At 59.5% G+C, this 24924-nt stretch carries 24 protein-coding genes and 2 tRNA genes; 12 read left to right on the plus strand and 14 right to left on the minus strand.

Annotated features, from left to right (window positions below; genetic code table 11):
- Positions 1 to 174: 174 nt before the first annotated feature.
- From Q8X48_RS10495 to recX, 5 genes are all read left to right on the plus strand, one after another.
- Positions 175 to 909, plus strand: a complete 735-nt coding sequence (locus Q8X48_RS10495) for a LexA family transcriptional regulator (RefSeq protein WP_407800667.1) — start codon at positions 175 to 177, stop codon at positions 907 to 909.
- A 174-nt stretch (positions 910 to 1083) separates the two neighbouring features.
- Positions 1084 to 1425, plus strand: coding sequence for a phage holin family protein (locus Q8X48_RS10500; protein WP_407800668.1), 342 nt, complete (start codon positions 1084 to 1086; stop codon positions 1423 to 1425).
- 116 nt (positions 1426 to 1541) lie between these two features.
- Complete coding sequence (locus Q8X48_RS10505) at positions 1542 to 2042, plus strand: CinA family protein (protein ID WP_126049686.1); 501 nt, start codon at positions 1542 to 1544, stop codon at positions 2040 to 2042.
- Between the two features lie 83 nt (positions 2043 to 2125).
- The gene (gene recA, locus Q8X48_RS10510; RefSeq protein ID WP_007971148.1) at positions 2126 to 3184 is read left to right on the plus strand and encodes a recombinase RecA; all 1059 of its coding nucleotides are present in this window, start codon (positions 2126 to 2128) and stop codon (positions 3182 to 3184) included.
- An 8-nt stretch (positions 3185 to 3192) separates the two neighbouring features.
- The gene (recX, locus tag Q8X48_RS10515; protein WP_095965054.1) at positions 3193 to 3660 is read left to right on the plus strand and encodes a recombination regulator RecX; all 468 of its coding nucleotides are present in this window, start codon (positions 3193 to 3195) and stop codon (positions 3658 to 3660) included.
- A 46-nt stretch (positions 3661 to 3706) separates the two neighbouring features.
- On the opposite strand, the gene Q8X48_RS10520 is transcribed toward recX, so the two are convergent.
- Positions 3707 to 4825, minus strand: coding sequence for a TIGR00730 family Rossman fold protein (locus tag Q8X48_RS10520; RefSeq protein ID WP_015093788.1), 1119 nt, complete (start codon positions 4823 to 4825; stop codon positions 3707 to 3709).
- A gap of 480 nt (positions 4826 to 5305) precedes the next feature.
- On the opposite strand from Q8X48_RS10520, the gene Q8X48_RS10525 reads away from it, so the two are divergent.
- A complete protein-coding gene (locus Q8X48_RS10525; protein ID WP_007971153.1) occupies positions 5306 to 5500 on the plus strand; it encodes a hypothetical protein in 195 nt (64 codons plus the stop codon).
- On the opposite strand, the gene Q8X48_RS10530 is transcribed toward Q8X48_RS10525, so the two are convergent.
- Positions 5501 to 5923: a quorum-sensing-regulated virulence factor family protein gene (locus tag Q8X48_RS10530; RefSeq protein ID WP_007971154.1), complete on the minus strand. Its 423-nt coding sequence runs from the start codon at positions 5921 to 5923 to the stop codon at positions 5501 to 5503.
- 188 nt (positions 5924 to 6111) lie between these two features.
- Between Q8X48_RS10530 and Q8X48_RS10535 the strand changes: the two genes are divergently transcribed.
- From Q8X48_RS10535 to Q8X48_RS10545, 3 genes are all read left to right on the plus strand, one after another.
- Positions 6112 to 6870 carry a tRNA-uridine aminocarboxypropyltransferase gene (locus tag Q8X48_RS10535; RefSeq protein WP_095965055.1) on the plus strand — a complete coding sequence of 253 codons (759 nt, stop codon included), beginning with the start codon at positions 6112 to 6114 and terminating at the stop codon, positions 6868 to 6870.
- Between the two features lie 218 nt (positions 6871 to 7088).
- Positions 7089 to 7739 (plus strand): response regulator transcription factor ErdR, encoded by a 651-nt coding sequence (erdR, locus tag Q8X48_RS10540; RefSeq protein WP_095965056.1) that lies wholly within the window; start codon positions 7089 to 7091, stop codon positions 7737 to 7739.
- Positions 7740 to 7815: 76 nt separating this feature from the next.
- Positions 7816 to 8178, plus strand: coding sequence for a diacylglycerol kinase (locus Q8X48_RS10545; RefSeq protein ID WP_015093791.1), 363 nt, complete (start codon positions 7816 to 7818; stop codon positions 8176 to 8178).
- On the opposite strand, the gene Q8X48_RS10550 is transcribed toward Q8X48_RS10545, so the two are convergent.
- A complete protein-coding gene (locus tag Q8X48_RS10550) occupies positions 8175 to 9101 on the minus strand; it encodes a LysR family transcriptional regulator (protein WP_126049694.1) in 927 nt (308 codons plus the stop codon). The two genes, Q8X48_RS10545 and Q8X48_RS10550, sit on opposite strands and share 4 nt — an antisense overlap.
- Before the next feature lie 145 nt (positions 9102 to 9246).
- Here Q8X48_RS10550 and fpr point away from each other — a divergent pair, with 145 nt between their 5' ends.
- Entirely contained in the window at positions 9247 to 10026 is a 780-nt protein-coding gene (gene fpr / locus Q8X48_RS10555) for a ferredoxin-NADP reductase (protein WP_003443014.1), read from the plus strand.
- A gap of 184 nt (positions 10027 to 10210) precedes the next feature.
- On the opposite strand, the gene tsaA is transcribed toward fpr, so the two are convergent.
- From tsaA to rimO, 6 genes are all read right to left on the minus strand, one after another.
- Positions 10211 to 10909, minus strand: a complete 699-nt coding sequence (gene tsaA / locus Q8X48_RS10560; protein WP_015093793.1) for a tRNA (N6-threonylcarbamoyladenosine(37)-N6)-methyltransferase TrmO — start codon at positions 10907 to 10909, stop codon at positions 10211 to 10213.
- 184 nt (positions 10910 to 11093) lie between these two features.
- Positions 11094 to 11864 (minus strand): SDR family oxidoreductase, encoded by a 771-nt coding sequence (locus Q8X48_RS10565; RefSeq protein WP_126049698.1) that lies wholly within the window; start codon positions 11862 to 11864, stop codon positions 11094 to 11096.
- Between the two features lie 198 nt (positions 11865 to 12062).
- The gene (locus Q8X48_RS10570) at positions 12063 to 12533 is read right to left on the minus strand and encodes a DUF1456 family protein (RefSeq protein ID WP_007971161.1); all 471 of its coding nucleotides are present in this window, start codon (positions 12531 to 12533) and stop codon (positions 12063 to 12065) included.
- Positions 12534 to 12609: 76 nt separating this feature from the next.
- Positions 12610 to 13320 carry an rRNA pseudouridine synthase gene (locus Q8X48_RS10575; protein WP_126049700.1) on the minus strand — a complete coding sequence of 237 codons (711 nt, stop codon included), beginning with the start codon at positions 13318 to 13320 and terminating at the stop codon, positions 12610 to 12612.
- Between the two features lie 190 nt (positions 13321 to 13510).
- Positions 13511 to 13984 (minus strand): GNAT family N-acetyltransferase, encoded by a 474-nt coding sequence (locus Q8X48_RS10580; protein ID WP_407800669.1) that lies wholly within the window; start codon positions 13982 to 13984, stop codon positions 13511 to 13513.
- A gap of 112 nt (positions 13985 to 14096) precedes the next feature.
- Positions 14097 to 15434: a 30S ribosomal protein S12 methylthiotransferase RimO gene (gene rimO / locus Q8X48_RS10585; RefSeq protein WP_025110809.1), complete on the minus strand. Its 1338-nt coding sequence runs from the start codon at positions 15432 to 15434 to the stop codon at positions 14097 to 14099.
- Between the two features lie 293 nt (positions 15435 to 15727).
- Between rimO and Q8X48_RS10590 the strand changes: the two genes are divergently transcribed.
- On the plus strand, positions 15728 to 17629 hold the full coding sequence (locus Q8X48_RS10590) for a potassium transporter Kup (RefSeq protein ID WP_407800670.1): 1902 nt from the start codon (positions 15728 to 15730) through the stop codon (positions 17627 to 17629).
- Positions 17630 to 17881: 252 nt separating this feature from the next.
- On the opposite strand, the gene Q8X48_RS10595 is transcribed toward Q8X48_RS10590, so the two are convergent.
- The 4 genes from Q8X48_RS10595 to Q8X48_RS10610 form a co-directional block, all read right to left on the minus strand.
- The gene (locus Q8X48_RS10595) at positions 17882 to 19177 is read right to left on the minus strand and encodes a virulence factor family protein (protein WP_095965062.1); all 1296 of its coding nucleotides are present in this window, start codon (positions 19175 to 19177) and stop codon (positions 17882 to 17884) included.
- Entirely contained in the window at positions 19177 to 21819 is a 2643-nt protein-coding gene (mprF, locus tag Q8X48_RS10600; RefSeq protein ID WP_126049706.1) for a bifunctional lysylphosphatidylglycerol flippase/synthetase MprF, read from the minus strand. The genes Q8X48_RS10595 and mprF overlap by 1 nt, the downstream gene beginning before the upstream one ends.
- Before the next feature lie 278 nt (positions 21820 to 22097).
- Positions 22098 to 22174, minus strand: a tRNA-Met gene (locus Q8X48_RS10605).
- A 232-nt stretch (positions 22175 to 22406) separates the two neighbouring features.
- Positions 22407 to 22483 (minus strand) — tRNA-Met (locus Q8X48_RS10610).
- A 301-nt stretch (positions 22484 to 22784) separates the two neighbouring features.
- Here Q8X48_RS10610 and dinB point away from each other — a divergent pair.
- Positions 22785 to 23846, plus strand: coding sequence for a DNA polymerase IV (gene dinB / locus Q8X48_RS10615; RefSeq protein WP_015093801.1), 1062 nt, complete (start codon positions 22785 to 22787; stop codon positions 23844 to 23846).
- 110 nt (positions 23847 to 23956) lie between these two features.
- Here dinB and Q8X48_RS10620 read toward each other — a convergent pair whose 3' ends face one another.
- Positions 23957 to 24910, minus strand: a complete 954-nt coding sequence (locus Q8X48_RS10620) for a hypothetical protein (protein ID WP_407800671.1) — start codon at positions 24908 to 24910, stop codon at positions 23957 to 23959.
- Between the last annotated feature and the right edge of the window lie 14 nt (positions 24911 to 24924).

Genomic DNA, 24924 nt, shown 5'->3' on the forward strand with positions numbered 1-24924 from the left:
AAAGCGGGGCAACGGCCGGGCTTTTCCGCGATGGGCGCAAGGTTACCATGGGCGCTCTACCCGACGCAGGCATCGCGGCCGGGTGACCTCTTTTACGATGCAAAAAACAGGTCATGCATCGATTATGCAATTGGGCATTTGTCTTCTGCGAAAATAACCAGCACTATGCGCGTTATGCACAAACGCAACGTATCTACTGTCTTAAGAGTATTGCTCGATCAGCACGGGATCTCCCCCATGGAGCTTCACCGTCGTACCGGCGTGCCTCAATCCACGCTCTCGCGTATTCTCAGCGGGAAGATCGTCGATCCTTCGGATCGGCACATTTCGAAAATTGCCGACTATTTTTCCGTGAGCACCGACCAGTTGCGCGGTCGCGCGGACGTCGCGCCCGTCACCAATGCCGGGCGCGCTCCTGTGCATTCGGAACTCAAGGATATCAGCCTGTGGGACGACGATACCCCTGTCGATGACGACGAGGTGTCGGTCCCCTTTCTTCGCGAGGTTGAATTGGCCGCAGGATCGGGAAGATTCGTCATCGAAGAAAGCGAGCGCTCTAGCCTGCGTTTCGGCAAACGTAGCCTGCGCCATAACGGCGTACAGTTCGACCAGGCCAAGTGCGTGACAGTGCGGGGCAACAGCATGCTGCCGGTACTGCGCGATGGCGCCACGGTCGGGGTCAATGCTGGCAAGTGCGGCATTGGCGATATCGTTGACGGCGACCTTTATGCAATCAATCACAACGGCCAACTTCGGGTAAAGCAGCTTTATCGCCTGCCGACCGGGATCCGTCTGCGCAGCTTTAATCGTGATGAACACCCGGACGAGGATTACACCTTTCAGGACATCCAGGAGGAGCCGATTGTTATCCTCGGACATGTCTTCTGGTGGGGCATGTACGCCCGCTGACACCCCCTGCGTTCAGATGAAACCCGCTTCCTGAGCGGTTTTTTTTCGTTTGCTGAAAGCATCGGATTGTCTCCTTGTATGCGTTTACGCATTGACTGAATATGCACAAATGCATAATCTTGTTGCCTATCCATTCAAGAACACGGTATGACCGTTCACTCAAGGAGGCATGAAATGACCGCTGAGCAATATGCGTTGCTGGACATGCCTCTTTGGCTGGTCATCAGCCTGCCAATACTCGGTGGCGTTACCGGTGAAATGTGGCGTGCCGATAAAGAGGGCGTTCGTGGCTGGCCCCTTATCCGGCGCCTGAGCCTGCGGTCTGGCTCCAGCATGATCTGCGGCGCCTCGGTCATCATGTTGCTGCACGCCGCCAATATTTCCATTTGGGCTGCTTGTGCAGGCGGTTGTTTGGCGGCGATGGCCGGGACTGACGTGGTTTTGGGTTTGTATGAGCGTTGGGCGGCCAAGCGCATGGGCGTCAGTCAAGTTCCATCCGGCGACGTCGAAGATTGAATCCTCGGCAGGCCTTTTCCAGAGCCTCTGGTTCTTTACATTTTGATCGCTCCAGTCGCTTGCAAGTGCGGTCTGCTGGTGTACGGTTAACCCATTCCGCCCATCAGGAGATGACCGTGAAAGTAATCACTCAACTCGCCGCTGACCTTGGCAGGCAACTGCAGGTTCTCAATGCCCACGTTTCCACGGCCGAGTCCTGCACCGGAGGCGGGATCGCCGAGGCGATTACCCGTATTCCCGGCAGCTCGGCGTGGTTCGAGGCCGGTTATGTCACCTACTCCAATCTGCAGAAGAACCTGCAACTGGATGTTCCTGTGGAGTTGTTCACCACGGTGGGGGCGGTCAGTCGCGAGGTGGTCGAGGCAATGGCCAGGGGCGCGCAGGAGAAAAGTCGTGCGTATTTTTCCGTGGCGGTCAGTGGCGTAGCCGGGCCGGACGGTGGTTCGCCGAGCAAGCCGGTGGGGACGGTTTGGCTGGCCTGGGGTGTGGGCGAGCGAGTGTTCAGCGAGTTGCAACACTTCGCCGGTGACCGCGACGAGGTGCGCCGACAAACGGTGAAGGCCGCGCTAGAGGGGCTGCTGCGCTATGCCACGGCAGAAATCTCAAATCAGGGGTAGGCGATCCGGAATCGCTGTGGAATAATACTGGCTACTTATACAGGTGTTGGCCGTCAGGCCTTATTGATTACGTGAGGACTTTAATGGACGACAACAAGAAGAAAGCCTTGGCTGCGGCCCTGGGTCAGATCGAACGTCAATTCGGCAAGGGTGCCGTAATGCGTATGGGCGATCAGGACCGTCAGGCGATCCCGGCCATTTCCACTGGCTCTCTGGGTCTGGACATTGCTCTTGGCATCGGCGGTCTGCCAAAAGGCCGTATTGTTGAAATCTACGGTCCTGAATCTTCCGGTAAAACCACGCTGACCTTGTCCGTGATCGCCCAGGCTCAAAAAGCCGGCGCGACCTGCGCATTCGTCGACGCCGAACACGCCCTCGACCCTGAGTACGCCGGCAAGCTGGGCGTCAACGTTGACGACCTGCTGGTTTCCCAGCCGGACACCGGCGAGCAGGCCCTGGAAATCACCGACATGCTGGTGCGTTCCAACGCGGTTGACGTGATCATCGTCGACTCCGTGGCCGCCCTGGTGCCAAAGGCTGAAATCGAAGGCGAAATGGGTGACATGCACGTGGGCCTGCAAGCTCGCCTGATGTCCCAGGCTCTGCGTAAAATCACCGGTAACATCAAGAACGCCAACTGCCTGGTGATCTTCATCAACCAGATCCGCATGAAAATCGGCGTGATGTTCGGTAGCCCGGAAACCACCACCGGTGGTAACGCTCTGAAGTTCTACGCATCGGTTCGTCTGGACATCCGTCGTACTGGCGCGGTGAAGGAAGGTGATGAAGTCGTTGGTAGCGAAACCCGCGTCAAGGTCGTGAAGAACAAGGTAGCTTCGCCGTTCCGTCAGGCCGAGTTCCAGATTCTTTACGGCAAGGGCATCTACCTCAACGGTGAGATGATCGACCTGGGTGTTCTGCACGGTTTCGTTGAGAAGTCCGGCGCCTGGTATGCCTATGAAGGCACCAAGATCGGTCAGGGCAAGGCCAACTCGGCCAAGTTCCTGGCGGACAACCCGGAAGTCGCGGCAAAGCTGGAGAAGCAACTGCGTGACAAGCTCCTGTCCCCGGCATCCGTAGCAGACGCCAAAGCTTCTGCGGTCAAAGAGACCGAAGACGACCTGGTTGACGCTGATATCTGATCGAAGCGATGACCGCCGTACTCGATACACTCGTCGCGGTGCGGCGAACCGCAATGGACCTGCTCGCACGACGCGAGCACGGTCGAGTCGAGCTGACGCGTAAACTGCGTCAGCGCGGCGCCCTCCCTGAAATGATCGAAACAGCACTCGACCGGTTGACGGAAGAGGGGTTGTTGTCTGAAACCCGTTACCTCGAAAGTTTTGTTTCCTATCGTGCCCGTTCCGGTTATGGCCCTTTACGCATTCGTGAAGAGTTGAGCCAGCGCGGCCTGCAGCGCACCGATATTGAACTTGCCCTGCGTGAGAGCGGTATCGACTGGCAGGAGCAACTGGCCGACACCTGGCGACGTAAATTCTCCGGGCAATTGCCGGCAGATGTCCGGGAGCGCGCCAAACAAGGCAGGTTCCTGGCGTATCGGGGATACTCCATGGAAATGATCAACCGCCTGTTCAGCGGTCGAGGGATGGACGACTGAACTGAAACGGCCTGCTATTTCGATAGCGGGCCGTTTTTTTTATGCCTCACGTAACCTTTGACGACTCCCGCGTGCGTTGTTGTGCCTGGGATTTTGATTGTGCCCAGTTTTCCGGCAGGTTGATGTAGTCCACAAGTTCGCGCAGGCGGCCATGATTGCGGGCGTTGAAGTTGAAGACCAGTCGCGCCAGATGGCTGAATTCGGCTTCGTCGTGTTCCTCACCGCTGTAAGTGTGCTGATGGAAATGATCACTCAGGCACAGGTCGGCGAAAGCCTCCTGCATGTATTCGAGTGCCTGGTCGTTGAGTGAGTGATTCATGCGAATCAGGAACTGATGCTTGAGCCAGCGACTGGAGTGGAAGTTGCCGTAGAACTGGTTGATGTGCTCTACCGCTTCTTCGACGTTGTAGACCAGTCTCACCAGCTTCATGTCAGTGGGCAGGATGTAGTGGTTTTCCTCCAGTTGCTGGTGAATGAAGTCCAGTGCGCCTTGCCAGAATTTACCGCCCGGCGCGTCGAGCAGCACCACGGGCACCAATGGGCTCTTGCCGGTCTGAATCAGCGTCAGCACTTCCAGGGCTTCATCCAGCGTGCCAAAGCCGCCCGGGCACAGCACCAGGGCATCGGCTTCCTTGACGAAGAACAGCTTGCGGGTGAAGAAAAAATGGAAGGGCAGCAGGTTGGTCGTGCCGTCGACAGTGGGGTTGGCATGCTGCTCGAAGGGCAGGGTGATGTTGAACCCCAGGCTGTGTGTCAGGCCGGCTCCCTCGTGGGCGGCGGCCATGATGCCGCCACCGGCGCCGGTAATGACCATCATGTCCGAGCGCGCCAGAGCGGCGCCGAGTTCCCGGGCCATCCTGTAGAGCGGATGTTCCATGGGGGTACGGGCCGAGCCGAAAACCGTGACCTTGCGCCGTCCCTTGAATTGTTCGAGCACGCGGAAGGCCTGTTCCAGTTCGCGCAGGGCTTGCAGGGTGATTTTGGCGTTCCAGCGGTTGTGGTCTTCCTGGGCCATGCGCAGCACGGTCAGGATCATGTCACGGTAGATCGGGATATTCGGGCTGTTGGGTGAAATCAGCTTGAGTTGTTCTTCGACCTTGCTGAGGAGGTCGTGGCCGCTTTCTTCAAAATGACGGCTCAGGAGGTCATTCGGTTGGTAAGGCATTCAACTTCTCCTTCTGCACAGAACCTTCGGCCCGACAACGTACGCCGCGCCACGACACTTCATGTGTCGCTGTCTGCCCAGGCCCATGCCTGGGCGATCTACTTGACCCGAAAGGCATCGGATCATCCAAACAGGTTCTGTTTTTCCCTTGGATGAAAGAAACAATCGCACAATACGACAAGCGACGGCCAGCCCCTTTCCAGCCCTGAAAAAGTGAAGGTGGATACCTGAAATTTAGACCTTCACAATGATTTGCGCTGATTGATCATTGCGCCACAACGTCTTTGCTGGCAACCGCTTATTGACGATTTGCAAGGTGGTTTCACCGCTCGTCTGATCAGGCGTCGCGTGTGCCGCACTCTGATTTACTAAGTTACAGGTGCCACACGACAACTTTGCGTCAACGGCAGGACGCACGGTATATGCAGTTCAAGGATTTAATCGCTCAAACATGAGTGAAGTGCAGGGAGGCGGGAAACCATGGCCAGAGTCGTTCTGGAGGTCGATACGCAACTGTATCGATTGTTGAAGTCATCAGCCGAGGCCAATCATTTGAGCCTCGAAGAGGAGTGCTGCCGGCGTTTGCGTGGCGGCGAACGCCGTTCGCATTACTTGCAGGCGCTGCTGGCAGAATTGCGCGCCGAGGATGAACAGCGGCGCGCCAATTCCCGGTGATTACTTTTTCTTCTTGGCCGGTTGCAGGCAATCCGATTCCTGGAAGCTTGCGGAACCAACCGGACGGTTGGTCTTCACCTCGGTGAAGTCGTAACGCATGATCGCGCCCTTGGCCATCAGCTTGCGAAACCCTTCGTTTCTGCAGACAGAAGCACCCAACTGGAAGTACACAGCCTTCGGGTCTGCACGCATCTTGTCGGCGTGGCTGCTCTGCACGCTCAGGTGGTTGATCAGCTGTTTGCCTTCAACGGTGTAGCCTTGATCGAGTATGTCTTCGTTGATCGCTCGAGGAGTGCCGACGCTGCTCTGGGTGGCGACGTTTTGCAGCATTTTGTTCAGTTCCGTGTCTTTCAAGGACGCAGCCTGGGCATTGAGGGACGACGCCAGCAAAATAGCCGCGGTAGGAACGATAAGGCGCAGCATGAAACTCTCCTGGTTCAGTGATGGGGGTTTGACCCGTCACGTGACTGTGCGTTCAGTGGCGGCGAATTATAGGGGAGGCGGGCTGGACGGTACAGGCTTGCACCGGGCGGTCTGGTAAACTGCTGGCACTTTTTACCCTGTCGAGTGTTTTTCGTGTCGAGTTCCCTTCTCTGTGGGCGTTGCCCGCTATGAGCCCCACCCCCGCGCGCTTTGCCTTGAATGCCGTAGCCCGCTTGCGCGATCAGCGTGAGGAGGAGGGCATCAAGCCGATTCAGGCCCGTGGCTGGCGTGCGCCGCGTTGCCGTGACTGCCGGGTGATCGAGAGCCACTGCCTGTGCGCATGGCGTCCGCAGGTCGCGACTCGCTCTGGTGTATGCCTGATCATGACCAACAAGGAAGTGTTCAAGCCGAGCAACACCGGTTGGCTGATCGCCGACGTGGTCCCTGACAACCACGCCTTCATCTGGTCCCGTACGGAGGTCGATCCGAAGTTGCTGGCGCTGTTGTCCGATCCGCAATGGCAGCCGTACCTGGTGTTTCCGGGTGAATATGTCGAGCCTGAGCGGGTGACAAACAGTGTGGATGTCGATGGCGCGAAGCGTCCGTTGTTCATTCTGTTGGACGCGACCTGGACCGAAGCGCGGAAGATCTTTCGCAAGAGTCCCTATTTCGATCGATTGCCGATCCTCAGCCTGCTGCCCGAAAAACTCTCGCGCTACCGGTTGCGCCGCTCGACCCGCAGCGAGCATCTGTGCACGGCGGAAGTGGCGGCGCTGTGTCTCGACCTTGCGGGCGATGTCGACGCAGCCTCGGCGCTGGATGCCTACTTTGATGTGTTCAGCCAGCATTACCTCGACGCCAAACATCAGTTGGACATGAACGTTTCGACCCCGGCGCATGCCGAGTTGATGCCCTATGTCCAGTCGGTCACTCCATGGGTGGACTGATTGTTGCTCATACTGCGATAAACTGTACCGGGCATGCTGCTTGACCACCCTGGCTTCGCTGGGCATGCTTGGCGCCGATCAGGGTGCGGCCAGCGTTTGCAATGGCTTTTTTTGCGTTGAGCGTGCCTTGTCAGTGCAGCTCCATGGCTGTGCCTTGAGGTGCTTTGGCGAGGTCCGAATGCATCGGGCGTCCCCTGAAAAACAGGATCACTTGAAAAATGGCCACATACGAAATCCTGATTGCCGATGACCATCCGCTGTTTCGTAGTGCCTTGCATCAAGCGTTGACCCTGGGCCTTGGCCCGGATGTCCGTCTGGTGGAGGTGGCGAGCATTGCCGAACTGGAAGTCCGCCTGACGGAAAAGTCCGACTGGGATCTGGTACTGCTGGACCTGAACATGCCGGGGGCCTACGGTTTTTCCGGGCTGGTCCTGCTGCGCGGTCAGTACCCGCAGATTCCGGTGGTCATGGTCTCGGCCCAGGAAGAGCCGACCATCATGGTCAAGTCCCGCGAATTCGGCGCCAGTGGCTTCATTCCCAAATCCAGCGACTTGAGTGTGATCCAGAAAGCCGTGCGTGCGGTCCTCGATGGCGATGTGTTCTGGCCACCGCAGGCGTTCGAAGCGGTCAGCGTCTCGGCAGAGGCCAAGGCCGCCAGCGAAGGCCTTGCCAGTCTGACGCCGCAGCAATTCCGCGTGCTGACCATGGTCTGCGAAGGCTTGCTGAACAAGCAGATCGCCTACGAGTTGAGTGTTTCCGAGGCGACTATCAAGGCGCACGTGACCGCGATTTTCCGTAAACTGAATGTGCGGACCCGGACCCAGGCTGCGCTGCTCTTGCAACAACTTGAGTCAACTTCCAGCCTTTAAAGGCTGGCAACTTCACGCTTTTTTGACTTTGGTTGAACTAGCTTTCCCACTTCCTTTTTTGTCAGTTGCCCACTCTATGTCACCTTTCAAAGGCCAGACCGGTCTGAAACGTATTCTCAATGCCTCCGGTTATTCGCTGGATGGCCTGCGCGCAGCCTTCACCGGCGAAGCCGCTTTTCGGCAACTGGTATTGCTCAACGTCATCCTGATTCCCTTGTCGTTCTTCCTGAATGTCAGCCGGGTCGAACAGGCGTTGTTGATCGCGGTCTGCCTGTTGGCGTTGATCGTCGAGTTGCTCAATTCGGCCGTGGAAGCGGCCATCGACCGCATTTCCCTTGAACGGCACCCGCTGTCCAAGAATGCCAAGGACATGGGCAGTGCCGCCCAGTTCGTGGCATTGAGCATGATTGCCCTGGTGTGGGCGGTCATCCTGCTCTAAGCGATCGTCGGCAGCACGATCTCGTCGCTGCGCTGAACCCCGGCGGTGAAGGCGCGGCACAGATCGAGGAATTCGCGCATCGCCGAGGTCTGATATTTCTGTTTATGCCAGATGAAATAAAACTGTCGCGCCAGATCCAGATCCGGCGTTTCGACAGGCACCAGGCTGCCGCGGCGAAATGCGTCGCGCAAAGCCAGCCGGGAAATGCAGCCAATTCCCAAACCTGACTCCACCGCGCGCTTGATCGCTTCGGTGTGCTCAAGCTCCAGACGGATATTCAAAGCAGAACGGTGATGACGCATGGCTTGATCGAAGGTCAACCGTGTGCCGGAACCCTGTTCGCGCAAGATCCAGGCTTCGTGGCTCAATTCGTCCATGGTGGCCGTGCCGCGCTTGGCCAGCGGATGCTGAGGGGCGCAAAATACCACCAGTTCGTCCTCGACCCAGCTTTGCACTTCGATGTCCGGGTGACTGCAGTCGCCTTCGATCAGACCCAGGTCAATTTCATAGTGGGCCACCTGCTGCACAATATTGGCAGTGTTCTGCACATGCAGCTTCACCTGGCTTTCCGGATGGCGCTGCATGAAGCTGCCGATCAGCAGGGTGGCCAGGTAATTGCCGATGGTCAGGGTCGCGCCCACGGCCAGCGAGCCGAAACCGGACTTGCCGTTGAGCAGGTCTTCGATTTCCTTGGCCTGGTCCAGCAGGGCGACCGCTTGCGGCAATAGTTGTTTACCGAGGGCGTTCAGGCTCAGCCGTTTGCCGGCGCGGTCGAACAGTTGGCAGCTGCACTGGCGCTCCAGTTCGGTGATCGAGGTGCTCGCCGCCGATTGCGAGAGGTTGAGCAGGCCCGCAGCACGGGACACGCTTTCCTGCTGGGCGACAGCGACGAATACTTGAAGTTGACGGAGAGTAAATCGCATATCGATATAACCGATAACCCTTATCTTAATAATCCATTTAACAGATATTGTCTCTGCCTTTAGAATGCGATGCAATTGCGCAGAGCTGGCTTTCTTGCAGAGCACACCGAACACGCGCAGACCAATCTCCAGGAGTCCCACGTACATGAGCAACATGAACCACGAGCGTGTCCTCAGTGTTCACCACTGGAACGACACTCTGTTCAGCTTCAAGTGCACCCGTGATCCGGGCCTGCGCTTCGAGAACGGTCAGTTCGTGATGATCGGCCTGCAACAGCCCAACGGCCGCCCGCTTATGCGCGCTTACTCGATTGCCAGCCCGAACTGGGAAGAGCATCTCGAGTTCTTCAGCATCAAGGTGCCTGATGGTCCGCTGACTTCGCAGTTGCAGCACCTGAAGGAAGGCGACGAGATCATCATCAGCAAGAAGCCTACCGGCACGCTGGTGCTGGATGACTTGAAGCCAGGCAAACATTTGTACCTGCTCAGCACCGGTACCGGTCTGGCGCCGTTCATGAGCGTCATCCAGGACCCGGAAACCTACGAGCGTTTCGAAAAAGTGATCCTGTGCCACGGCGTGCGTTACGTCAACGAAGTCGCTTACCGCGAGTTCATCACCGAGCACCTGCCGCAGAACGAATTCTTCGGCGAAGCCCTGCGTGACAAGTTGATCTACTACCCGACCGTGACCCGCGAGCCGTTCGAGAACGAAGGTCGCCTGACCGACCTGATGCGCAGCGGCAAGCTGTTCAGCGACATCGGTCTGCCTCCGATCAACCCGCAGGACGACCGCGCCATGCTGTGCGGCAGCCCGAGCATGCTCGACGAGACCAGCGAAGTGCTGAACAGCTTCGGCCTGAAGGTTTCGCCGCGGATGCGCGAGCCGGGTGACTACCTGATCGAGCGTGCGTTCGTAGAGAAGTGACCGCAGGTCACGTTGTAGGAGCGAGCCTGCTCGCGATGGAGGTCAACGATAACGCGGGAAGCTTGATACCCAGCGGCGTCCTCAGGTTTTTCGCGAGCAGGCTCGCTCCTACAGTAGATTTGCAGCCCATCTGAAAAGCCCGCATGACTTGGGAAGGTCATGCGGGCTTATTCGATTCCGGCGTTCAGCCCTTTGCAGGAATGACTTCCAGGACGCGGATCAGCTCCGGTGTCGGGTAGTGCCAACGCACATCCAGATCCCAGAACTGCGCGCCGTATTCCCGCTCGGGTGCCGGCGTTTGATAGGCCGGGCGTGGGTCTTGCGCCAGGCATTGCTCGATCAGCTCAACCAAAGGCTCATCAAGGCGCCGGGCATGCTCGTGAGCCTGCAGCAGTGCTGAGTCCGTCCACTGCACGGGAATCAGCTGCGGCGCAGCGCTGGCGATGCTGTTGGCGGCTGTATCGACGATGTCGGCGTAGGGTACGTAGGGCTTGATATCGAGAATCGGCGTGCCATCAAGCAAATCGATGCCCGAGATCCACAGGCGGTTGGCTTCGACCCTGTCCAGTTTCACCACTGATTGCCCGATGCCATTGGGGCGGTGGGTGGCGCGGGTGGCAAACACACCCATGGATTTATTGCCGCCGAGGCGAGGGGGGCGGACCTTCAGGCGAGGCTTTTCTTCCAGGGCCTGGTGGAACAGGAACAGCAGCCACACGTGGCTGACCTGCTCCAGGCCCTGCACTGCATCCCCTTGATCGAACGGAGCCACCAGTTCCAGTACCCCACGGGCAGCCGGGGCCAGTTGTGGCTGGCGCGGAATGGCGAACTTCTCCTTGAAGCAGGAGCGTACGAAGCCGATGGGGGAAACGCTGTAGGTCATGGTTTGAGGTCGAGGCGGGAAGAGGGGGGCATGATAACTCACGTGACCTCTAGCCCGGTGGCGCCTGTCAGTCCGTCATCGCGGGCAAGCCACGCTCCCACAGGTTTTGTGATCGACACAAATTTTGTGTGCGCTCTAGAACCCTGTGGGAGCGTGGCTTGCCCGCGATGGGCGCGCCGCCGATCTACAGACTGAATCCGCCATCCAAAGGAATGATATTCCCGGTCATATAGGCTCCGGCCGTACTCGCCAGACTGATCGCCAGCGCCGCCATCTCTTCCTCGCGGCCCCAACGCTTCATGGGAATCAGCGCCGTATCCTCAGCCAATGCCTGTTCATCATCGCCAATGTGCCGGGTCATCTTGCTCGGAAAGCGACCCGGGGCGATCACATTGACATTGATGTGCTGGCTCACCAGTTCGCGCGCCAGAATCCTCGACAGTTGATGCAGCGCCGCCTTGCTCGGCCCGTAGGCATAAGCCTGTTCGCCGAACGATGAAATCCCGGCCACCGAACCAATGTTGATGATCCGCGCGGGATTCTGCGCTGAACCGGCCTTGCGCAGCAGGGGCAGCAATTGCTGGATACAGTTGAATACCGATGTCACGTTGAGCTGCATGACTTTTTCCCAGCCCTTGATCGGGTAGCTCTCCAGTGGTGCACCCCAGGTGGTGCCGGCATTGTTCACCAGGATGTCCAGTTGGGAAATCTGCTCGCCCAGGCGTGTGGCCAGTTGCAGGACGCCCTCTTCGGTGGCGAGGTTGGCCACCATGGCGTGGCAGTGTCCGAGCGCTCCGAGTTCGTCGGCGGTTTGCCGGCAGGTTTCGGCGTCGCGGGCGCAGATGTACACGGTGGCGCCCGCCTCGACGTAGGCCTTGGCGATCATCTTGCCGATACCACGGGTGCCGCCGGTCACCAGGGCGGTGCGGCCTTGCAGGGAAAAGTAGGGATGCATGGCGAATCCTGAGAACTGAGGTCTTTACACCCTAGTCGTCAGCCGCGGTCAGCGGAGCCACTATTTCGAAGAGAATGAGGGGGCATTCGGCCTTGTAGGAGCTGGCCAGCGATGGTCGCTAACGATAACGCGTGTTTGCTGGATAATCGCGGCGTTGTCGAATCCATCGCGAGCAAGCTCGCTCCTACAGGGAACGGTTTACTGCGGGCGCACTCGCAGAGTCAGCCCCTTGAGGAAATTGCGCAGCAACTGGTCGCCGCACGGGCGATAGTTGGTGTGGCCGAACTTGCGGAACAGCGCGCTCAGCTCAGGCTTGGACACCGGGAACTCGGCGGCCTTGAGGATCGCGTGCATGTCGTCTTCTTTCAGCTCGAATGCGACCCGCAGCTTTTTCAGGATGATGTTGTTGGTCACCGGCACTTCGATCGGCTGCGGCGGACGGCTCTCGTCCTTGCCGCGCTTGAAGATCACCAGGCCGTCGAGGAAATGTGCCATGACTTCGTCGGGGCAGCGTACAAAGCCTTCCTCGTCTTCCTCTTTCTTGTCGAGATAGGTCACCAGGTCTGCCAGGGTCACGTCCAGGCCGCCGAGCTTGATGATCTCGATGACTTTCTTGTCGCTGATGTCGAGCATGTAGCGCACGCTGCGCAGTACGTCGTTATGAATCATGTGTGCAGTCCTGATAATTCAGCTATGGGTGCCGCCGAAAACAGCAGCACCGAAAAGTGTGGCGGCGCGGGAAGCCTTAGAACTTCTCTTTGCCGGACAAGTAGCGCCATTGCCCCACGGGCACTTTGCCGATGGACACGCCGCCGATGCGGATGCGGCGGATGGCGACGACCTTCAGGCCGACGGCCTGGCACAGCAGGGCGATGATGCCCGGTTGCGGGTTCTTCATGGCAAAGCGCAGGCGGTTTTCGTTCTGCCAGCTGGCCTTGACCGCCGGCAATTCCTTGCCCTTGTAGGTCAGGCCATGGTTCAGACGGTTGAGGCCGTGAGCCACCATCTCGCCTTCAACCTCGACCACATACTCTTGCTCGATCTTGTTGGAGTCGGCGGTGAGTTTGCGCAGGATTTTCCAATCCTGGGTGAACACCAGCAGCCCGCTGGCGTTGGCCTGCAGGTCGGTGCTGGCGGTCAGTCGCAGGAAGTGCCCACGCAAGGGGCGCTTGCCGTAGCGGTGTTCTTCGCTCAGGGTCTCGGCGCCGAGGGTGGCCATGGCGGTGTCTGCGTCCATGCCGGCCGGCACGTTGAGCAGCAGGGTCACCGGTTCTGGCGCGGTGGCCTTGGCTTCTGGATCAAGCTCGACTTTCTGGGTGTCGACCTTGAATTGCGGCTCGTCGATGACCACGCCGTCGACGGTGACCCAGCCGCCCTCGATGAACAGCTCAGCCTCCCGACGGGAACAGCCGACGAGTTCGATGAGGCGTTTGGAGAGACGAATCGGGTCAGTCATGTCAGGGCCGTAACAAAAAGGGGTGGGCATTGTACCTGCCTGGCGCCGGTTAATCCCGGTTCCATTTACGCAGTGAGGCTTTTTGTGGGAGCGAGCCTGCTCGCGAATGCAATCTGTCAGTTGACATCAATGGTGTCTGACACACCGTCTTCGCGAGCAGGCTCGCTCCCACATCTGGTTCGTGTTTGTGTCAGCCGTGCTGTGAACGTTTGTGGCTTTGACGCATACGCATGTGCAACAACGGATACGGCTGTCCCATGCCATCGACTTCCGAGCGACCGATGACCTCGAAACCCTGTTTGAAGTAAAAGCCGAGGGCTTGCGGGTTCTGTTCGTTGACGTCCAGTTCATCGGCGTTCAGGTGTTCCAGGGCATAGCGCAACAATTTCTTGCCCAGGCCCTGGCCGCGATGGTCGGGATCGATGAAGAGCATTTCGATCTTGCCGGCCGCGACGCCGGCGAATCCGGTGATGCGCTGGCTCGAATCCTTGGTGCAGATCAGCATCACCGAGTCGAGGTAGCGGGTCAGCACAAGGTTTTTCAGCAGTTTGATGTAGCTGTCGGGCAGGAAGTCGTGGGTGGCGCGCACCGAGGCCTCCCAGACCCGGGTCAATTCTTCGTAGTCGCCGAGTTTCGGCGTGTGGATGACCGAATGCTGACGCATGCCCGTCTGCCTCTTATGCAGTGGTTGATAGGAATCCTTCCATGTGCAAACGATAGTCGTAAAAAAGCCCCGCATCTCGTCAAGAGAGCGGGGCTTTTTGTATTTTTTACGACTAGATCTGTTCAGCCCACAGGTCGTATTCGTCGGCGTCGGTCACTTTGCACCAGACCTTGTCGCCTGGCTTGAGGTTGCTGCCGTTGTCGATGAATACGTTGCCGTCGATTTCCGGGGCATCGAAGAAGCAGCGGCCAACGGCGCCTTGCTCGTCGACTTCATCGACCAGCACTTCGATCTCGCGGCCGATGCGCATTTGCAGGCGCGCCGAGCTGATGGCCTGCTGGTGCGCCATGAAGCGCTCCCAACGGTCCTGTTTGACGTCGTCCGGGACGACTTCCAGGTCCAGGTCATTGGCTGGTGCGCCTTCAACCGGCGAGTACTGGAAGCAGCCGACACGGTCGAGCTGGGCTTCGGTCAGCCAGTTCAGCAGGTACTGGAAGTCCTCTTCGGTCTCGCCCGGGAAGCCAACGATGAAGGTCGAACGGATGATCAGGTCCGGGCAGATTTCGCGCCAGTTCTTGATGCGTGCCAGGGTCTTGTCTTCGAAGGCCGGGCGCTTCATCGACTTCAACACCTTCGGGCTGGCGTGCTGGAACGGGATGTCCAGGTACGGCAGGATCTTGCCGGCGGCCATCAGCGGGATCAGCTCGTCAACGTGCGGGTACGGGTAAACGTAGTGCAGGCGAACCCAGACGCCGAGGGTGCTCAGGGCTTCGCAGAGTTCGGTCATGCGGGTTTTCACCGGCGCGCCATTCCAGAAACCGGTGCGGTATTTCACGTCGACGCCGTAGGCGCTGGTGTCCTGGGAGATCACCAACAGCTCCTTGACGCCGGACTTGACCAGGCGCTGGGCCTCGTCGAGCACGTCGCCCACCGGACGGCTGACCAGTTTGCCGCGCATCGACGGGATGATGCAGAAGCTGCAGCTGTGGTTGCAGCCTTCGGAGATCTTCAGGTAGGCGTAGTGGCGCGGAGTCAGCTTGATGCCTTGTGGCGGCACCAGGTCGATCAGCGGGTTGTGGTCCTGGCGTGGCGGCACGACTTCGTGCACGGCGTTGACCACTTGCTCGTACTGCTGCGGACCGGTCACGGCCAGCACGCTCGGGTGCACGTCGCGAATGTTGCCTTCTTCGACGCCCATGCAGCCGGTCACGATGACCTTGCCGTTTTCCTTGATGGCTTCGCCGATCACTTCCAGGGACTCGGCCTTGGCCGAATCGATGAAGCCGCAGGTGTTGACGACCACGACGTCGGCGTCCTGGTAGGTGGACACGACGTCATAGCCTTCCATGCGCAGCTGGGTAAGGATGCGCTCGGAGTCGACCAGTGCTTTGGGGCAACCCAGGGATACGAAGCCAACCTTTGGATTGGCCGGCGCAGGAGTGGTGGACATGTCTAACCTCGGTATTTTGTGACGCCGCTTGCCGGGCAGGGCAAAACCGACGGACGGGCGCTTGAACTGCGCCTCTGATCAAAAAGTGCGCAATTCTAGCGATGAGTCGCTCACTTGACCAGCTTTATGCAGGGAAATGCGACGAGTGCTGCGCTATGCTTCGCGCCGTTACGCTTTACTGGTTTTTTACAGTCAACTAAACGTCTGTAACTTGATGTAAAACAGCGCATGCTGCACGACAAAGCATAGTGGCTCTTTCAAAGAAGCCCGGGTCTGAGAAGTAGGAGTGGTGGATGGGTCAGGCAAGTAGTCAGGCTGCCGGTGCCGAGCATTCGGCAGTTAAGCCGATCGGCATGCTGGTCGCAGCAGTCGGGGTGGTTTATGGCGATATCGGCACCAGTCCGTTGTACACCCTCAAAGAAGTGTTCTCCGGTGGCTATGGCGTGCCCGTCAATCATGACGGCGTGCTGGGGATTCTGGCGCTCATTTTCTGGTCGCTGATCTGGGTCGTGTCGATCAAGTACATGATGTTCGTACTGCGTGCTGACAACCAGGGCGAAGGCGGGATCATGGCCCTGACCGCACTGGCCCGGCGGGCGGCGGCGGGCCACGCGAAGTTGCGCACGTTGTTGGTGGTTTGCGGGCTGATCGGTGCGGCGCTGTTCTATGGCGACAGCATGATTACCCCGGCGATTTCCGTGCTTTCAGCGATTGAAGGCCTGGGTCTGGCATTCGAAGGCATCGACCATTGGGTGGTGCCATTGTCGCTGGTGGTGCTGGTGGCGCTGTTTCTGATCCAGCGTCACGGCACGGCGCGCATCGGTATTCTGTTCGGGCCGATCATGGTCACTTGGTTCCTGGTGCTGGGTGCACTGGGCGTCTATGGCATCAGCCAGCATCCGGAAGTCCTGGAAGCGATGAACCCGGTGTGGGGTGTGCGTTTCTTTATGGTCCACCCGGGCATGGGTGTGACGATTCTCGGCGCCGTGGTACTCGCGCTGACCGGTGCCGAAGCGCTGTACGCGGACATGGGCCACTTCGGTCGCAAGCCGATCGCTCGAGCCTGGTTCATCCTCGTGCTGCCGGCGCTGGTGCTGAACTACTTCGGCCAGGGCGCGCTCCTGCTGGGTGATCCGGAAGCTGCCCGTAACCCGTTCTACCTGCTGGCACCGAGCTGGGCATTGATCCCGCTGGTCGGCCTGTCGACCCTGGCCACGGTGATTGCCTCGCAAGCGGTGATTTCCGGTGCGTTCTCCCTGACCCGTCAGGCGATCCAGCTCGGTTACATTCCGCGCATGCATATCCAGCACACGTCCAGTGCCGAACAGGGCCAGATCTACATCGGTGCGGTGAACTGGGCGTTGATGGTCGGCGTGATTCTGCTGGTGATCGGTTTCGAATCCTCCGGCGCCCTGGCCTCGGCCTACGGCGTGGCAGTGACGGGCACCATGCTGATGACCACTATCCTGGTGTCCGCGGTGATTCTGCTGCTGTGGAAGTGGCCACCGGTCCTTGTGGTGCCGATCCTGTTAGGTTTCCTGCTGGTAGATGGTTTGTACTTCGCCGCTAACGTACCGAAAATCGTTCAGGGCGGTGCATTTCCGGTGATCGCCGGTTTCGCGCTGTTTGTGCTGATGACCACCTGGAAGCGCGGCAAGCAGTTGCTGGTCGAGCGCATCGATGAGGGTGGTTTGCCGCTGCCGATCTTTATCAGCAGCATCGCGGTACAACCGCCCCATCGCGTTCAGGGTACTGCCGTGTTCCTCACGGCGCGGCCGGATGCCGTGCCCCACGCGCTGTTGCACAACCTGCTGCATAACCAGGTGCTGCACGAGCAAGTGGTGCTGCTGACGGTGGTGTATGAAGACATTCCGCGGGTGCCGCCGACGCGGCGCTTCGAGGTGGATGCCTACGGCGAAGGTTTCTTCCGGGTGATCCTGCACTTCGGCTTCACCGACGAACCGGACGTACCGAAGGCGTTGAAGCTGTGTCACCTCGATGAACTGGACTTCAGCCCGATGCGCACGACTTACTTCCTCAGTCGCGAAACGGTCATCGCTTCCAAGCTCGAAGGCATGTCGCGCTGGCGTGAGGCGCTGTTTGCCTTCATGTTGCAGAACGCCAATGGCAATTTGCGCTTCTTCAATCTGCCGCTGAACCGGGTGATTGAGTTGGGGACGCAGGTCGAGATGTAAGCCTCATCAAAAAGCCCCCGTTGCCATTGTGGCAGCGGGGGCTTTTTTGTGGACGGTCGCTGGATACTTCAGAACCTCTGTGGGAGCGAGCTTGCTCGCGATGGCGGTGCCACATTCAACAGAAATGCTGACTGATCTACCGATATCGCGAGCAAGCTCGCTCCCACAGGGGATGTGTGGTGTGTGGTGTGTGGTGGAATGAAAAAGCCCCCGCTACCGTGAGGTAGCGAGGGCTTTTTGCAGGCTGTCAGATCACTCTGCAGCCGCCGTTTCCTTCACCTGCCGCTTCTCGATCACCTCCACCAGACGCTTGGCCAGCGCCGGGTAGTTCTCGTCGAAGTGGTGGCCGCCAGGCAGCTTGATGGCTTCGCCCACCGCCGTCTTGTCGGTGCAGCCACTCTCGTCGGTTTCTTCTTCTCCGTAGATGCACACCACTTTGGCGGCTGGCAGCTTGGCCATTTCCGGGCCGGTGGCGGCTTCCTTGCCGGCGTTGCCGAGCCAGCCTTCGACTTCGATTTCGAAGCTGCCGGTGCGGGCGAAGGCCAGCAGGATGATCGCGTCGACGCGCTGCTGTTCCGATTCGGCCAGGCGGTTGTAGATCGCCGGCAGTACGTCGGCACCGAACGAATAGCCGGTCAGGATGAAGCGCTTGGTGCCCCATTTCTGCCGGTAGTGCTGCATCAGTTCGGTCAGGTCCAGTGCGCTTTGCTCAGGGCTCTTGTGCTGCCAGTAGTAGCGCAGGGTGTCGATGCCGACCACCGGGTAGCCGATCTTGGCCATCTCGCCCGCCACGTCGCGGTCGAGGTCGCGCCAGCCGCCGTCACCGGACAGGAACAGGGTCACGGTGTCCCTGGCCTGGCCGGCTGGCACTTCGACCACCGGAATCTGCAGGCCGCCAGCGGCTTTGTCGCCGCCGACGAGGATCTTGCGCAGTTCGTTGTTCAGTACTTGCGGCAGGTTGATGTCGTAGTCGCTGATGCTGGTTTCGGCGTTCGGCTGATCACGCACGAAGCCGGCACTGGTGTCGTCCGGGTTATCGTTCCACGCGACCAGCCAGTGACCGTGGGCAGCGCTTTTGGGCAGCAGGTGAGTGCAGCCACCCTTTTCCAGGGCCAGGTCGACCGAGACGGCCTGGGCCTTGTCATTCTTCTGCTCGGACAACCAGCGCCAGGCCAGCACGGCACCCGGGCCGATGCCGCTGACCAGGGTTGCCGGGCCTTCGAGTTCTCTCAGGCCCGATTGCAGGGCGCGACTTTGCAGCAGGCAGTCCTTGGGCAGGATCACCTGGACAATCTGCGCCGAGCCACTGCGGCTCAGGGTCATCAATTGTTTGTCGCTGAGTTTCTGGTCTTCGTTGACCGCCACCAGCACCTGGGCGCGTGGCGTGGTGCCGGGGATGACACGGGTCATCGCCGCACCGTCGGTCGGGGTCAGCCATTCGAGGGTCGGTTCCGGTGCCGGGCGTTTCAGGTACCAGAAACCGCCAGCGAGAATCAGGGCCACTATCACCAGTGTGCCCAAAACATACCGCAAGGAGCGTTGAATCATCAGCGTTTCACCAATCCGGTCAAGCCACCCGCGATCAGGGCGGCAGTGTCGGCCAGCGCAACCAGCGGATCGAGTCCGGCGGGCACGGCCATATAACGGGGTTCCCAATCAGGCTGGAACTTGTCTTTGAAGCGGCGCAAGCCCTGGAAGTTGTACAGCTGCTCACCACGGCGGAATACCATCGAGCCCAGGCGCTGGGTCAATGGCGCGCCGCGACGGGGTTGCAACCCCGACAACGGCACCATGCCCAGGCTGAAACGCGCGTATCCATGGTTTTTATAATGTTGAATCAGGCCGACCATCATGAATTCCATGGTCAGCTTCGGCGCGTCCGGGTGCGCGCGCATCAGGTCGAGGCTGGCCAGGTCATGGCCGTAGGTCTCGAGCAAGTTGGCGAACGCCACCGGGCGTCCTTCGAAGCGAATCACGGCAATGCGGAAATACTTGAGGTAGTCATCGCTGAAACGGCCCAGCGAAAAGCCTTTCTCGCGGACGTTCTTGCCGGTCAGCCAGGCATCGGAAATCACCTTGAGTTCATCCATCGGCGCCTGGCCCGGTTCGAAGATCTCCAGGGACAGGCCGTCACGGGTGCCGCGGTTCCAGGTGTAGCGCAGGTCCTTCATCTCTTTGCCCTTGGCTTCGAGATCAAAACGCTTGAGATCGACCCGGGCTTCTTCGCCGAGCTTGATCGCGGTCAGGCCGATGTCCATGTAGTACGGCAGGTTTTCCGCGCGTACCTGATAGAACACGGGGCGGGCGTGGTGGATGTCGCACAGGTCGCGGAACTGCCAGATCATTTCCGCCCGTTGCTGGCCCGGGCCGATCGGGTCATACAGCGCCACCAGGCTGCGGCCGCGACGGGCGTACATCAGGAATGCCTCGTCGTTGGGGTGGAACAGCAGCGCTTTGTCACCGGTCAGGGCCAGGCCGCCATCGGGTTGCGCGGAGGCCATGAGGATCTTGCTGGCGCGCTCCAGCTCCTCGGGTGTCGGCAGGTGAATGACCGGGCGCGCGGTGCGCAGCAACCAGGTCAGCGACACCACGACCAGCAGCACGGCAGCCCCGAGCAGCGAACGCAGGCCGCGAGGGGCATCGGCGTCCAGAGTGAATTGCCACCAGAGTTGATGACTGTACGGAACGTCCTGATAGGCGAACAGCAGCAACCAGATCGACGCCCCGAGCACGCACAGGCTGGCCACCAGGTACAGCGGCGAGAACGGTACTTCGGTCAGGCGGCTGGGGCGGTAGAACGAGCGGCGGAATACCCCGAGCAGGCTCGCCGTCAGCACCATCAGGCTGGCTTCTTCCCAGTCGAAACCCTTGAGTAGTGAGAGCAGGGCGCCGACCAGCAACAGGATGGTGGTCAGCATCCACGCGGCCGACAACCGGCGGCGCAGGCCCTGGGCCAGCAACAGGCAAAGCACGCCGACCAGGCTGGCGCCGAAGTGCGAAGCGTCGACCAGTCGATGGGGGATCAGAAAGCCGATGTGTTCCAGGCGGGTGTCGATTTCCGGGGTGACGCCGGAGAACAGCAGGACCACACCGGACAGAAACACCAGCACCGCCAGTATCGGCGCCGCCAGGCCTGAGGCCGCGCGCAATGTCTGGCGGGTCTGGAACAGGCGCTGACCTTCGTTGACCAGCAACAGCAGGCAGGCCACCAGCAAGGGCAGGACCACGTAGATCAGGCGATAGAGCAGCAGGGCGGCCGCCAGTGGCGCAGCCCCCAGGGTGTCGGAAAAGGCCGCCAGCAAGATCGCCTCGAACACCCCGACACCGCCCGGCACATGACTGAGCACACCGGCAGCCAAAGCCAGCAGGTACACCAGAAGGAACGCACCAAAGGGCGGTGTTTCCGGCAGCAACAGATAGAGCACCGTTGCGGCGGCGGCAACGTCAAGGGCGGTGATGATCAATTGCAGGAACGTCAGGCGGGTCCCGGGCAGGCGCAGGGTGCGGCGCCCGATCCTGACCAGCAGGTTGTCCGGGTAAGGCTGTTCCGGCAGTCGGCGACGGTAGATTCCGATGGCCAGCACCGAAAACAGCACGAGCACGGCGCTCGCCACTACGCCAAGCAATGTCTCGGAGAGTCCCAGGGCGGTGGACGCGGCAGGCAGCTCGCTGAGCGTCGCCAGGGCGGCCAGCGGCGGCAGGGCGCAACCCAGCGAGAGGCTGGCGAACAGCGTCATGCGGGCGACTTCAGCCGCTCCCAGGCCATGACGGGCATAGAGGCGATAGCGAACCGAGCCGCCCGACAACATTGAAAGGCCGATGGCGTTGCCGATGGCAAAGGCCGTGAAGCCGCCCAGTGCCAGTGTGCGCGGCGCCAGGTTCACCTCGGCATAGCGGCTGGCCGACCATTCGTAGCCAAGCAAAATGATGAAGCCCACCACGGTTGCGCCCAATGCGCCCAACAAGGCAGGTTTCGGAACTTCGAGGATCGAGTCGTGCAGCGCGTAAAGGTCGAGCTCGCTCAGCAGGTGGCGACAGGCAATCAACGCGATCGCGAACAACAGCAGGGTGATCGCCAGGCCAATGGGTTGGCGGTATTTGCTCAATCGATCAAGCAGGTGCAAACGCTCAGCCTTGATCGGTTGTGTCGCTGTGACAGTGTCTTGTGAATCAGACGAGTTGGCGCGCATCAATCACCTCTTGGATTGTGCGCGACAGGATGGGGGTATCCAGCCAAGTTACCAATCCCTGTAGAAAAAAATAATCACAAATATTAACGCCGGTCACCGGGCGGCGGGGACGGCGCGACATCAGTCGTGAGGGCTCCAGCCTGCGATTGAGCATAGTCTGAACCCGGCGCATGGGGGGCCCCAAACGGCTTGCTGCACAGTGACAGATCATTGTTGCGAAAGGACTTTTTCAACAGATACAAAAAAGGCCACTCTTTCGAGTAGCCTTTTTTGATGTTTGGTTGCGGGAGCCGGATTTGAACCGACGACCTTCGGGTTATGAGCCCGACGAGCTACCAGACTGCTCCATCCCGCGTCTGTGTGGCGGCATTCTATAGAGATACGCCGGGGTGTCAACCGTTAATCCTGAAGCAGGTCAAATAAACGTTGAATTGCGGCAAACGGACGCAGCGATGGCCTAAGTTTCGGAATTAGAACGATTTCCAGTTTTGGCGTCGCTGAGTGTCTAGACCTTGGTTTGACGCAGGGCGCTACAAAACAGGTGCGCACAAAAAAGGCCACTCTTTCGAGTAGCCTTTTTTGATGTTTGGTTGCGGGAGCCGGATTTGAACCGACGACCTTCGGGTTATGAGCCCGACGAGCTACCAGACTGCTCCATCCCGCGTCTGTGTGTCGGCATTCTATAGAGATACGCCGGGGTGTCAACCTTCAATTCAGATAAAACCTGTTCATCTTCAATCGGTTAGCTTGCCGATGAGCGGATTGGTCAGCCTGTGAGGCAGGCGGGGCAAGGCCTGCAGCTCTATCGGGAATGTTTTTCTGATTGAAAAAATAAATTTACCAACGACATTTCCCACGCGTCAAAAAGAACATTCAGACTACTGGTGCTATATACAGGTGTCGGTGAGATACTGGATGTCCGTCACACCAACACGCCTTTTCCTTGCCATGAACTCTGCTTTGCCATGACCCAGCGAAAGATCATCCACGTCGACTGTGACTGTTTCTACGCCGCCATTGAGATGCGTGACGACCCGCGTCTGGCCGGCAAGCCATTGGCGGTGGGCGGCTCGGCGGACCGGCGCGGAGTGATCGCGACCTGCAATTACGAGGCGCGGGCGTACGGGGTGCGTTCGGCGATGTCCTCGGGGCATGCCTTGAAGCTGTGCCCCGACCTGACCATCGTCAAGCCACGCATGGATGCCTATCGAGAAGCCTCCAGGGAAATCCACACGATTTTTCGCGATTACACCGAGATCATCGAGCCGCTCTCGCTCGACGAGGCGTACCTCGATGTGTCGGACAGCGCGCATTTCGCTGGCAGTGCAACGCGAATTGCCCAGGACATCCGGCGTCGGGTCTCCAATCAGTTGCACATCACCGTGTCGGCAGGCGTGGCGCCGAACAAGTTTCTGGCCAAGATTGCCAGTGACTGGAAAAAGCCCAACGGGCTGTTCGTCATCACTCCGGACCAGGTCGAGGACTTTGTCAGTGGCTTGCCGGTGAGCAAACTGCACGGGGTCGGCAAAGTGACCGCCGACAAGCTGGGCAAGCTGGGAATCACGGATTGCCTGCAATTGCGCGAGTGGGACAAGTTGGCGCTGGTTCGTGAGTTCGGCAGCTTTGGTGAGCGACTCTGGAGCCTGGCCCGTGGGATTGATGAACGTGTGGTGCACAACGACAGTCGTCGTCAGTCAATCAGTGTCGAAAATACCTACGACGTTGACCTGCCGGACCTGAAGAGTTGCCTGGATAAGTTACCCGAGCTGCTGGAGACCCTGGCCGGTCGCATGGCGCGAATCGACAGCAGTTATCGTCCGGGCAAGCCATTCGTCAAAGTGAAATTTCACGACTTCACGCAGACGACATTGGAGCAGGCCGGGGCAGGGCGGGATCTGGGGAGTTATCAGTTGATGTTGACCCAGGCCTTCAATCGTGGCGGTAAAGCGGTGCGGTTGTTGGGGGTCGGTGTGCGCCTGGAGGACTTGCGGGGCGGGTTCGAGCAGATGGAGTTGTTTGAGCGGTAGTTGGGTGGTGAATTTGCGGGCCTCTTCGCGAGCAGGCTCGCTCCCACAGGGGATTTGAGTGTTCACAAATCCAATGTGGGAGCGAGCCTGCTCGCGAAGCTTTTTGGCTCTTAGTTCAGTCCCGGATTCGCCACCAGTCGCTCGCCATTGCGGGCCAGCGACTTCAGGAACTCGGTCTGCAATTCTGGATCGTTGCGCGTCAGCTCGATCAGGCTCTGTTCCAGCTCACTGGCTTCTTCTTCAAGACCCAGCTCCGACAGGCGTTTGACCCGGTGGACCCACTGGCTGACTTCGTCGCCTTCGAGATCGTCATAAATCAGCCCGTGGGCTTCATAGAGCTTGCTGCGCAAGGTGCTGCTGACGGCCAGAGTGGCATCGGTGTGCACGTTGTCCTGGGCAGCCTCAACACGAATCAGCAAGCGGCTCAGATGATTGATGTCATGTTCGGCGAACGGGTTATCCAGCAGATTCAGACGCAACACGCCGTTTTTGTCGGTGGTCAGTTCGAAGGTTTCCTTGCCGGCCTTGACCTCGACCGGGCGCTCGCTCCAGGGCAGGCTTGAGTACTCCGTGCGTTTGTCGCGCTGGACTTCATCAATACCGGCCAGGTTCTGCTGCGCGCGGCCATGGGACTGCACGTTCATGAACGGGTTGAGCCCGGCGAAACCGTAGCTCAGCCAGTCCTTGGTCACGCTGTCCGGCAGATTGCCGAGGGCGAACACATTGACCACGTTGGCACCGACACCCGCCACCACGGCCACCGCGCCCAGCGGGATTTCGTAGATCTCCCGCCAGGGCTGGTACGGCGTATAGCGGTCGTAGTGACGCGTGACTTCGTACTCGGTGACTTCGAAAGTCTTCTGCTCGTGGATTTTCACCCGCCGTTGCGGCAGCTCAAGCACCTTGGGCTCACCGACATCGATCTGCAGGCTGTGATCGAGCAGTTTGCGCTCGACCCGTTCCTCGTGCTCGCTGCGTTGTGACATGTGATTGGCACAGCCGCTGACCAGCAGGGTGCCGCACAAGGCGGCACCACCGAGGCCTAAGGTGTTTCGCTTGAACATGACGTCTCTATATC

Origin of the sequence: Pseudomonas sp. QLc11A (genome assembly GCF_052112305.1) — a bacterium.
Taxonomy (GTDB): Bacteria; Pseudomonadota; Gammaproteobacteria; order Pseudomonadales; family Pseudomonadaceae; genus Aquipseudomonas; species Aquipseudomonas laurylsulfatiphila.

What these genes read in the sequence shown, in the direction of transcription:
- rimO (WP_025110809.1), bottom strand. Translation starts at nt 15,434, where the DNA reads ATGTCCACCACTCCTGCGCCGGCCAATCCAAAGGTTGGCTTCGTATCC.
- Q8X48_RS10495 (WP_407800667.1), top strand. Translation starts at nt 175, where the DNA reads ATGCACAAACGCAACGTATCTACTGTCTTAAGAGTATTGCTCGATCAG.
- Q8X48_RS10575 (WP_126049700.1), bottom strand. Translation starts at nt 13,320, where the DNA reads ATGACTGACCCGATTCGTCTCTCCAAACGCCTCATCGAACTCGTCGGC.
- recA (WP_007971148.1), top strand. Translation starts at nt 2,126, where the DNA reads ATGGACGACAACAAGAAGAAAGCCTTGGCTGCGGCCCTGGGTCAGATC.
- fpr (WP_003443014.1), top strand. Translation starts at nt 9,247, where the DNA reads ATGAGCAACATGAACCACGAGCGTGTCCTCAGTGTTCACCACTGGAAC.
- Q8X48_RS10590 (WP_407800670.1), top strand. Translation starts at nt 15,728, where the DNA reads ATGGGTCAGGCAAGTAGTCAGGCTGCCGGTGCCGAGCATTCGGCAGTT.
- Q8X48_RS10550 (WP_126049694.1), bottom strand. Translation starts at nt 9,101, where the DNA reads ATGCGATTTACTCTCCGTCAACTTCAAGTATTCGTCGCTGTCGCCCAG.
- Q8X48_RS10620 (WP_407800671.1), bottom strand. Translation starts at nt 24,910, where the DNA reads ATGTTCAAGCGAAACACCTTAGGCCTCGGTGGTGCCGCCTTGTGCGGC.
- Q8X48_RS10565 (WP_126049698.1), bottom strand. Translation starts at nt 11,864, where the DNA reads ATGCATCCCTACTTTTCCCTGCAAGGCCGCACCGCCCTGGTGACCGGC.
- Q8X48_RS10545 (WP_015093791.1), top strand. Translation starts at nt 7,816, where the DNA reads ATGTCACCTTTCAAAGGCCAGACCGGTCTGAAACGTATTCTCAATGCC.
- erdR (WP_095965056.1), top strand. Translation starts at nt 7,089, where the DNA reads ATGGCCACATACGAAATCCTGATTGCCGATGACCATCCGCTGTTTCGT.
- Q8X48_RS10520 (WP_015093788.1), bottom strand. Translation starts at nt 4,825, where the DNA reads ATGCCTTACCAACCGAATGACCTCCTGAGCCGTCATTTTGAAGAAAGC.
- mprF (WP_126049706.1), bottom strand. Translation starts at nt 21,819, where the DNA reads ATGCGCGCCAACTCGTCTGATTCACAAGACACTGTCACAGCGACACAA.
- Q8X48_RS10570 (WP_007971161.1), bottom strand. Translation starts at nt 12,533, where the DNA reads ATGATTCATAACGACGTACTGCGCAGCGTGCGCTACATGCTCGACATC.
- Q8X48_RS10530 (WP_007971154.1), bottom strand. Translation starts at nt 5,923, where the DNA reads ATGCTGCGCCTTATCGTTCCTACCGCGGCTATTTTGCTGGCGTCGTCC.
- Q8X48_RS10535 (WP_095965055.1), top strand. Translation starts at nt 6,112, where the DNA reads ATGAGCCCCACCCCCGCGCGCTTTGCCTTGAATGCCGTAGCCCGCTTG.
- dinB (WP_015093801.1), top strand. Translation starts at nt 22,785, where the DNA reads ATGACCCAGCGAAAGATCATCCACGTCGACTGTGACTGTTTCTACGCC.
- recX (WP_095965054.1), top strand. Translation starts at nt 3,193, where the DNA reads ATGACCGCCGTACTCGATACACTCGTCGCGGTGCGGCGAACCGCAATG.
- tsaA (WP_015093793.1), bottom strand. Translation starts at nt 10,909, where the DNA reads ATGACCTACAGCGTTTCCCCCATCGGCTTCGTACGCTCCTGCTTCAAG.
- Q8X48_RS10500 (WP_407800668.1), top strand. Translation starts at nt 1,084, where the DNA reads ATGACCGCTGAGCAATATGCGTTGCTGGACATGCCTCTTTGGCTGGTC.
- Q8X48_RS10580 (WP_407800669.1), bottom strand. Translation starts at nt 13,984, where the DNA reads ATGCGTCAGCATTCGGTCATCCACACGCCGAAACTCGGCGACTACGAA.
- Q8X48_RS10525 (WP_007971153.1), top strand. Translation starts at nt 5,306, where the DNA reads ATGGCCAGAGTCGTTCTGGAGGTCGATACGCAACTGTATCGATTGTTG.
- Q8X48_RS10595 (WP_095965062.1), bottom strand. Translation starts at nt 19,177, where the DNA reads ATGATTCAACGCTCCTTGCGGTATGTTTTGGGCACACTGGTGATAGTG.